General features: G+C 73.8%; 9 protein-coding genes. 4 read left to right on the top strand and 5 right to left on the bottom strand.

All coding sequences use genetic code 11. The features are described from left to right. Together VGR37_16740 and VGR37_16735 are read right to left on the bottom strand one after the other, a co-directional pair. The coding region (locus tag VGR37_16740) for a hypothetical protein (protein ID HEV2149056.1) at positions 1-470 on the bottom strand (470 nt) is incomplete at its 3' end. An 83-nt stretch (positions 471-553) separates the two neighbouring features. Next, positions 554-1,696 (bottom strand): tetratricopeptide repeat protein, encoded by a 1,143-nt coding sequence (locus tag VGR37_16735; GenBank protein HEV2149055.1) that lies wholly within the window; start codon positions 1,694-1,696, stop codon positions 554-556. 179 nt (positions 1,697-1,875) lie between these two features. Here VGR37_16735 and VGR37_16730 point away from each other — a divergent pair, with 179 nt between their 5' ends. After that, the gene (locus VGR37_16730; GenBank protein ID HEV2149054.1) at positions 1,876-2,220 is read left to right on the top strand and encodes a hypothetical protein; all 345 of its coding nucleotides are present in this window, start codon (positions 1,876-1,878) and stop codon (positions 2,218-2,220) included. A gap of 405 nt (positions 2,221-2,625) precedes the next feature. After that, positions 2,626-3,663 carry an HD domain-containing phosphohydrolase gene (locus VGR37_16725; protein HEV2149053.1) on the top strand — a complete coding sequence of 346 codons (1,038 nt, stop codon included), beginning with the start codon at positions 2,626-2,628 and terminating at the stop codon, positions 3,661-3,663. Between the two features lie 138 nt (positions 3,664-3,801). Here the strand turns inward: VGR37_16725 and VGR37_16720 are convergent, their stop codons facing one another. From VGR37_16720 to VGR37_16710, 3 genes are all read right to left on the bottom strand, one after another. Then, positions 3,802-5,169 carry a sigma-54 dependent transcriptional regulator gene (locus VGR37_16720; protein ID HEV2149052.1) on the bottom strand — a complete coding sequence of 456 codons (1,368 nt, stop codon included), beginning with the start codon at positions 5,167-5,169 and terminating at the stop codon, positions 3,802-3,804. 103 nt (positions 5,170-5,272) lie between these two features. After that, complete coding sequence (locus VGR37_16715; protein HEV2149051.1) at positions 5,273-6,589, bottom strand: hemolysin family protein; 1,317 nt, start codon at positions 6,587-6,589, stop codon at positions 5,273-5,275. Between the two features lie 56 nt (positions 6,590-6,645). Next, positions 6,646-6,966, bottom strand: coding sequence for a hypothetical protein (locus VGR37_16710; GenBank protein HEV2149050.1), 321 nt, complete (start codon positions 6,964-6,966; stop codon positions 6,646-6,648). A gap of 203 nt (positions 6,967-7,169) precedes the next feature. Between VGR37_16710 and VGR37_16705 the strand changes: the two genes are divergently transcribed. Together VGR37_16705 and VGR37_16700 are read left to right on the top strand one after the other, a co-directional pair. Then, a complete protein-coding gene (locus VGR37_16705) occupies positions 7,170-8,006 on the top strand; it encodes an alpha/beta fold hydrolase (GenBank protein ID HEV2149049.1) in 837 nt (278 codons plus the stop codon). Further along, positions 8,003-8,378, top strand: a 376-nt coding sequence (locus VGR37_16700; protein ID HEV2149048.1) for an alpha/beta fold hydrolase, incomplete at its 3' end; no start/stop codon positions are given. The genes VGR37_16705 and VGR37_16700, both read left to right, overlap by 4 nt.

Below are 8,378 nucleotides of genomic sequence, written 5' to 3'. Positions count from 1 at the left end.
GGGTGGACCAGCGGGTCCTCCTCCGCGAACACCGGCTCCTCGGGGATCGGGACCGGGGCGGGCGGGGGCGCCTCCGCCTCCCACTCCAGGCGCTCCGCCAGGCGCAGCGCCAGCTCGGCGTCGCCAGGCTCCGGCTCGGCGCCCTCGCGGAGCCCGCGGACGCGGGCGGCGAGCTCGTGGAACGCCGCCGCCAGCTCGATGGAGATCCGGTCGCGGCGGCGAAGCTCCGCCACCAGCTCCGGGGTGGGGAGCTCGTCCGGGGCCAGCGCCCGGAGCCGCACCTCCAGGGGTACGTGGGGATCGTCGCGGAGGATGCGCCGGAGCGACGCCTCCAGCGCCCCGAAGAGCTGCACGATCGCCGTCCGGCGCGCCTGCGGCTCCGCCGTCCCCGCCCTGAGCACGTCGGCCGCCCCGGACGCCTTCCGGAGCGGCTTCAGCGACGCTTCCCCTCCACCGTTGCTCACGCCCACGCGCACCTCCCGCGGCAGCAGGTCCCCACCGGGCCGGATCCGCCCGCCCCCATGCAAGGAGCGGGCTCCGGGCCCGGAGGCGGCTACTCCTCGATCTCCAGCAGCCCGGCGCGCGCGCTCCCGCGGAGGAACGACTCCGCGTCGTCGCAGGGGACCCGCTGCCCCGTACCCGCCCGCGCCGCCTCGGCCGAGCGGATCATGAACGCCGCCAGCGAGTCGCCGGGGTGCGGGGAGGCGTCGCGCATGGCGCCCACGATCTCGTCCCAGCTCCCGGAGAAGACGCGCCCCTCGGAGGTGCGCACCCGGTGCGTCCCGGTCCCCACCGCCGCCGGGAGCGCCAGCGGCTGGGCGGCGGGGGGAAGGGCGCGGACCAGCGCCTCCACCTGCCCCAGGCGCGCCAGGGCGCGCTCGGCCTGGTCCTCGACGTCCGCCTCGAAGGCGGCCTCCACCTCGGCCAGGAGGTGCTCGATCTCGTCCGGCTCCCCCTCCAGCTCCTCCAGCCGCTCGCGCCAGGCGGCGAACGCCTCGTCCGTCTCCGTCCACCCGTCCAGCGAGCACTTCAGGTCGATGTAGCGCCAGACCGAGAGGGTGTCCCAGTGCTCCTGCGGGGGGACGCGCTCCAGCTCGCGCAGGGCGCCCGCCGCGTCGCTCCGGTCGTACAGGAGGTGCGCCAGGTAGATGCGCGCCTCGTGCAGCTCCGCGTCCAGCCGGAGCGCGCGGCGCAGCTCGCGGCGCGCCCCGATGTCGTCGCCGAGGGCGTGCAGGGTGTACCCGCGCGCCGCCGCCACCTCCGCGCTGTCGGGGTGCGCCGCCACCAGCGCCGTGAAGCGGTGCCGGGCGTGCGTGAACAGGGCCTCCCGGTAGAGCGCGCGCCCGATGGCCAGCCCGATCTCGAGGTCTTCGGAGAGCCCCATGGCGTCGATCCGGCCGAAGGAGCGGAGCGCCCCCTCCACGTCGCCGAACTTGAGCAGCGTCTCGCCGAGGCCCACCCAGGCGTCCTCGTACTCGGAGTCGATCTCCAGCGCGGTCTCGAACGAGCGGCGCGCCCAGGCGTACTCCTCCCGGGCGATGCGGACGTACCCGATCCCCACGTGCAGCAGCGCCGAATCCGGATGCTGCCGGACGCCCTCGCGGAGGACCTCCAGAGCAACCTCGTACTCGCCGGACTCGTAGAAGCGGTGCGCCCGCTCGTCGAATTCTTCCGAGGTGAGGAACGGATTCGCCATCGATGCGCTTTATCCCTGCGTGATGTTCTCGGCCCCGCGCGGTCCCGCAGGTCGTGCGGGAAACGCCGCTTACGAATATAATCGGGGCCCCCGCGGCGACCAACCCCCGCACCGGACCCGATCTTGCGCCGGCCCGTGCGCGAGGGCATCTTGCACCCGCGTCCCGACCCGGAGGAGCCATGTTCAACTTTTTCCGTAAGCGCCTGAGCGCGGAAGCCCGCCGCAAGCTCCTGATCGCCGCCGCGCGCTCGGAGGAGGCGATCATCGACACGCACGTCGCGAACGCGCTCGACCTCCTGGACGACCTGGGGGACGAGGTGAGCTCCGACCGGGCCATCGAGATGTACGTCGACATGATGTCGCTGGGCGAGACCGTCGCCTCGGTGGTCACCAACCGCGTCCTCGCGCAGATGGAGAGCACCTCGCCCCGCGGGGTGGTGGTGCGCGGGCGCCGCTTCGAGAACGTCTTCCGCGAGCCGGAGAAGCAGGAGCCGCGCAGGCGCGAGGGGCGCACGCGCCGCTGACGGCGCCGCTCTCCCGACCGGAGCCCCGCGCGGGCCGGCCCCAAGGGCCGGCCCGCGCTGCGTTTCCCCGGCACCGTCCAGTTCCCGTACACCCGCCGGAAGCCGTTCCCCCACAAGCACCTGGCCGGAGACGGCCGCCCCGGCGTACAGGAGCCGGACACTTCCGGCTCCTCCCGCCCGCGCCGCCCGGCTGCACGTAAGTCGCTGCTCGACAAGAAGCTGTGAGCTGAGGACGGAGGTGGACCGCCGCTTGCCCGAAGAGGGGCCGGACGGTTCCCCTCCAGCCCCAGAAGAAAGCGATGATCTCCCAGGCCACCCCCATGCACCGCCACGCCCCCTCCCCGGGCATCCCACTGCTGGTGGGGAACGAGGTACAGCGCCCGCACCGACCCGGAGGGACGGCCCATGTTCCACGGTAGAGTGCTGGTCGTGAGCGACCGCCGCGAGGTGGTCGACGAGCTCGACCCCGTGATCCGCGCCGAGGGGCACCTCACGCTCACCGTCCCGCACGGCGGAGAGGCGCTCAGCGTGTTCGAGCAGGGGATCATCCCCGACCTGGTGATCACGGACCTGGGAGGGACCGCGCCGCTGGAGGGGATCGGCTACCTCCGCCGCTTCCGGCAGCTCAACCAGCTCGGGCAGCACCTGGTGGTGGTGGAGCCGGGGGCGCCGTTCACCGGCACCACCACCTGCGGGACGGCCGGACCGGCGTTCCGGATCGAGCCGTTCAGCGTCCTCCCCCGTCCGCTCGACCCCGAGCAGGTGCGCGGCTCCATTGCGGGAGCGATCGACCGGATCCGCCAGGACCTGCAGTCGCTGCGCGGCGAGATGTTCCGCGAGACGGCGCGGCTGCAGCGGGCGATCCGCGAGGCCCAGCTGGAGATGGTCACCGCCCTGGCCATGACCATGGAGGCCAAGGACCCGTACATGCGCGGCCACTGCGTGCGGGTGGCCGAGCTGTGCCGGGAGGTCGCCCGGGAGCTGGAGCTGGACGACGCCGCGGCGGAGCTGGTGCACACCGCCGCCATGCTGCACGAGATCGGGAAGCTGGGCGTCTCGCTGGACCTGCTGCACAAGACCGCGCCGCTCACCCCGGCCGAGCTGGAGCAGATCCGCTCCCACACCCGGGCCGGGGCGCAGATCGTGGGCGCCGTCCCCTCGCTCCGGCGGTTGGCGCCGCTGATCGAGCACCAGTACACCAGCTACGCCGAGCTCCCCAGCCGCATCCCCCCGGACACCCCGGAGTTCCTCCTCGCCGGGATCCTCCGGGTGGTGGACACCTACGACGCCATGACCTCGGACCGCTCCTACCGCGAGACGCTGCCCCGCGAGCTGTGGGAGAAGGTGCTGCGGAGCCGCGCCGGGAGCGAGTTCCACCCCGACGCGGTGACGGCGTTCTTCCGGGTGGAGCGGCGGATCGGGACCGCAGGGAGCAGGGTGTAGGGACCGGCAACGGCGGACCCCCTCCCCCCGCCCCCCCCGCAATGGGGAGGGGAGCACGACAAACGGCGCCCCCGCCGGGATTTCCCGGTGGAGGCGCCGTTCCGCACTTCGCACTCCCGCACTCCCGCACTCCCGCACTCAGTTCCGCCCGACGTCCTCCAGGCCGAAGAGGCGGATCTTGTTGTGCAGCGTGGCGCGGGAGATCCCCATGGCCTCGGCGGCATGGGTGCGGTTGCCGTCGAGCATGACGAGCGTCCGCTCGATGTGCCGCCGCTCCACCTCCTGCAGCGTCATCACCGTCTGGTGCTCGCGCACCGGGGCGGCGGAGGGGGACGGGGTGCGCACCTCGGGGGGGAGGTGCTCGGGGAGGACGGCCTCCTCGCCGGGCGAGAGCACCAGCGCGCGCTCCAGCACGTTGCGGAGCTCGCGCACGTTCCCCGGCCAGGCGTAGGCCAGGAGCAGCTTGAGCGCCGCGTCCGACAGCCGGGGCGCCCCGCGCGGGTGGGTCGTCCGCAGCTCGGCCATGAGGCGCCGGACCAGGTCCAGCAGGTCGTCGCGGGTCCGCTCGCGCAGCGGCGGGAGGGTGAGCGGGAGCACGTTGAGGCGGTAGAACAGGTCCTCGCGGAAGCGCCCCGCCGCCACCTCGGACTCCAGGTCGCGGTTCGTGGCCGCCACCAGGCGCACGTCAACCTCGATCTCGCGGGTCCCGCCCAGGCGCCGGAAGGTCTTGCGCTCCAGCACCTTGAGCAGCTTGGGCTGGAGGTCCGCCGCCAGGTCGCCCACCTCGTCCAGGAAGAGCGTCCCCCCGTGCGCCACCTCGAAGAGGCCGCGCTTCATCGTCTTCGCGTCCGTGAAGGCGCCCTTCTCGTGCCCGAACAGCTCCGAGTCCAGGAAGTTGGCCGAGAGCCCGGCGCAGTTGACCTCCACGAAGGGGGCGCGGGCGCGCGGCGAGTGCGCGTGCAGCATCTGGGCGACCCACCCCTTCCCCGTCCCGCTCTCCCCCAGCAGGAGCACCGTGGTCCCCTCGGAGGCGGCCAGCAGCTCCACCTGCCGCGCCATCTCGCGCATGCGCGGCGAGCTCCCCAGCGTGGAGGTGCCGCGCCCCTCCGCCAGGCGCGCAACGAGGGTGCGGTTGGCGCGGCGCAGCTCCGTCTTCTCCAGCGCCTTCCCGGCGGCGGCGGCCAGGTGCGCCAGCTCCACCGGCTTGGTGAGGAAGTTCTCCGCGCCCAGCCGCATGGCCTCCACCGCGGTCTCGATGTCGCCGTGCCCGGTCAGCATCACCACGGTCGCGTCGCGGGCGGCGAGCACCTCCAGCACGTCCATCCCGGAGATCCCGGGGAGGTGCAGGTCCAGCAGGACCAGGTCGGGCTGCGACGCCTCGTAGAGGCGGAGCCCCTCTTCCCCGGTCATCGCCCGGAACACCTCCCACCCGGCGCGCTCGAAGTAGCGCCCGAGCGAGCGGATCACGTCGGGCTCGTCGTCGATCAGGAGGATGGATCGCTGCATGCGGCTGGCTTCGGGCGCTTCCGGAGGGGGCGCGGGGGCGCGGGGCGGCTGCGGATGAGAGTATCGGCGGCTGCCCCCCGCGGCTTGACCCGGCCCGTGGCGCCTAGCCTGCGAGGTCCCCCACCGGGGCCCGGCGGGCCAGGCGGACCATCGACACCCGGCGCTCGTCCACCGCCTCCACGCGCAGCTCCATCTCCCCCTCCCCCGACGGGACCGCCACCACGTCGCCCACCACGGGGACGCGCTCCAGCGCGCCGAACACGTACCCGCCGACGGTGTCGAAGTCCTCCTCCGGGAGCGCGACGCCGAAGCGCTCGTTGACCTCGGAGATGGAGGCGCCGCCGTCGATCAGCACGTCGCCCTCCGGGGTGGCGGCGAACTCCGGCTCGGCCACGTCGTGCTCGTCGTTGATGTCGCCGACGATCTCCTCCAGGAGGTCCTCCATGGTCACCATCCCGTACGTCCCCCCGAACTCGTCCAGGACGATGGCGAGGTGCACGCCCTGCTGCCGGAACTCGGCCAGGAGGTCGTCCACCGGCTTGGTGTCGGGGACGAAGTACGGCTCGCGCATGATGGCGCGGACGTCGAACGGCCCGGCCGCGGCGTCGCGGCCGCGCAGGAGCGGGAACAGGTCCTTGGTGAGCACCACGCCCACGATGGAGTCGATGGAGCCCTCGTACACGGGGAAGCGGGAGTGCCCCTCGGCCACCACGACGTCGAGGAGCGCCTCCAGCGACACGTCCGCCGGGACGGCCGCCATCTCGGTGCGCGGCGTCATCACCTCTCGCGCCACCGTGTCCGAGAACTCGAAGACCCCGTGGATCATCTCGCGCTCGTCCTCCTCCACCACCCCCTGCTCGGAGCTGCGCGCCACGAACATGCGGATCTCGTCGGGGGTGTACACCAGCGGGTGGAAGCCGCCCGACACGCCGAACGGGCGGAGCGCGGCGGGGACGAGCCGGGCGAGCGGCCAGGTGAGCGGGCGCAGGAGCAGGCCGAAGAGGCGCAGCGGCCCCAGCGTGAGGCGGGCCACCGCCGCGGCGCGTCCTCCGGCCAGGAGCTTGGGGACCTGCTCGCCGAGGGTCGCGTGCAGCAGCACCGCCGCGCCGAGCGCCAGGGCGGCGACCGCCCCGTCCGGAAGCGCCCCGGCGAGCCATGGGGCGTCGCGCAGGGCGAGGGCGGCCAGGTATCCCAGGAGCACGGAGGCGGCGCTCCGCACGAGCTGCGCGGCGAGGGCGAGCTCGTCGATGCGGTCCGGGGAGAGCGTGCGCGAAGCACCCGGCTCGCCCTCCCGCGCACCGGCCACGGGGGCGTTGCGGCGGAGGGTGAGGAGTGCGAACTCGGCTGCGGTGAAGAACGCGTTCGCCGCGAGGAGCGCGGGAATCGCGAGGAGGACGGGTAGGGCTGGGTCGGTGTCCATGGGGAGAACGGTAGGGCCTGCGGGGCCCCGGGATCGGGGCCCCAGCGCCTCCGCGGTCAGGCCGCGGAAGCGGCGATCTCTTCCTCTCCGGCCCCGTCCACGTCGTCCGCGGACTCGTCCTCGTCCGCCGGGGCGACGTTGTCGATCACGGGGCGGCAGAAGCGGAGGCCGATGGTCCTGAGCTCCTGGATCTCGTCCTCCCCGAGGGACGGGTAGCACTCGGCGAGGTAGTCGAGCGTGTCGCTCATCCACTCCTCCTGCTGCTCCTCCGTCGCGCGGAGCACGCCGCAGCGGTGGATGTGCCCGAAAAGGTCGTTGCGGGCCTGTTCCAGCTCGGACGGGCCCCGGCTCGGGGCGGTCTTCTTCTTTCGGGTCAAGAAAGCCTCCATTGGTCTATGGCAGTGAGCATCCCGCGCGCGGGATGAAAATTCAGCACTCTCAGGTAGCCGTAAATATAGCACCTTTCGTGCTTTCAGGAAACACCCGAACCCCCTCCGCAGCGGGGCGGGGGCGCGGCAATTGCACGCGCCGCATGCGGATGCGCGCACGCGGCCGCGCAGGACCCCGCCACCACCCCGGGATGATCACGCGCTTCGTACCCCTCTCCAGGAACCGTTCCGCCCCCAGGGCGGGCCCGCTTCCGAGCTGGCCGTGGACGCCGGACCGGCGCATCGTCACCGAGGTGCCGCCGTACCGGATCCACGCGGCGGAGTTCGGGGCGGAGGGCGACCCCCTCGTCCTGCTGCACGGCCTTTCCGGCTCCTCGCGCTGGTGGCGGCGCAACGTCCCGGCGCTGGCGGAGGGGTTCCGGGTGGTGGTGCCGGACGTGATCGGCTTCGGGCGCACCCGCCGCCGGGGGAAGCTGCCGCCCATCGCGCAGCTCGCCGACCTGCTGGCGGGGTGGATGGACCGGCTGGCGCTCCCCCCCGTGGACCTGGTGGGGCACTCCATGGGCGGGCAGCTCTCTGTGCACCTCGCCGCGCGCCACCCCGAGCGGGTCAAGCGGCTGGTGCTGGTGGACTCCGCGGGGATCCCCCGCCCGCTCTCCCCGCTCACCCTGCTCCGCTTCGCGGCGGAGGTGGCCCCGCCGCGCCGCTGGGGCGACCCCTACTTCCTCCCCACCATCGTGGGCGACGCGGCGCTGGCGGGGCCGCGCACCATCATCCGTGCCCTCGCGCACATCCTGCGCGACGACGTGCGCCCGCTCCTCCCCGAGATCGCCATCCCGACGCTGGTGGTGTGGGGCGAGCTGGACACCATCATCCCGCTGGAGCACGCCCGCGAGTTCCGCGCGGGGATCCCCGGGGCCCGGCTGGCGGTGCTCCGGGACGCGGCCCACAACCCCATGGTGGACCGCCCCGAGGACTTCAACCGCCTCGTCGCGGACTTCCTGCGGGGGGAGAGCGTCGGGGAGTGAGCGCGGAGACGGGCCGGGCGGCGCGTCTGGCGGACACGGCCGCGGCGTGGGCGGGGACGCGGCGGGTGGACGTGGAGGGATGCCGCGTCCGCTACCGCGACGCCGGGAGCGGCTCGACGCTGGTGCTGGTGCACGGCCTGGGCGTCTCGGCCGACTACTGGTACCGCAACGGCCCGCCGCTGGCCGCCGCGGGGCTCCGGGTGCTGGCGCCGGACCTCCCGGGCTTCGGGCGCACGGAGGGTCCCGACGGCGGGCTCCCCATCCGCGCGCAGGCGGCGGCGCTGCGCGCCTGGGCCTCGGCGATGGAGCTGGGCCCGGCGGTGTACGTGGGCCACTCCCTCTCCTGCCAGGCCGTGCTGGAGCTGGCCGTGC

The organism is Longimicrobiaceae bacterium (assembly GCA_035936415.1).
GTDB lineage: Bacteria > Gemmatimonadota > Gemmatimonadetes > Longimicrobiales > Longimicrobiaceae > JAFAYN01.
This window is presented reverse-complemented; position numbering and strand designations above follow the sequence as displayed.

Bases quoted from the DNA above. Each gene is read 5' to 3' on its own strand.
- VGR37_16735 (HEV2149055.1), bottom strand. From the start codon at position 1,696: ATGGCGAATCCGTTCCTCACCTCGGAAGAATTCGACGAGCGGGCGCAC.
- VGR37_16730 (HEV2149054.1), top strand. From the start codon at position 1,876: ATGTTCAACTTTTTCCGTAAGCGCCTGAGCGCGGAAGCCCGCCGCAAG.
- VGR37_16725 (HEV2149053.1), top strand. From the start codon at position 2,626: ATGTTCCACGGTAGAGTGCTGGTCGTGAGCGACCGCCGCGAGGTGGTC.
- VGR37_16720 (HEV2149052.1), bottom strand. From the start codon at position 5,169: ATGCAGCGATCCATCCTCCTGATCGACGACGAGCCCGACGTGATCCGC.
- VGR37_16715 (HEV2149051.1), bottom strand. From the start codon at position 6,589: ATGGACACCGACCCAGCCCTACCCGTCCTCCTCGCGATTCCCGCGCTC.
- VGR37_16705 (HEV2149049.1), top strand. From the start codon at position 7,170: ATGATCACGCGCTTCGTACCCCTCTCCAGGAACCGTTCCGCCCCCAGG.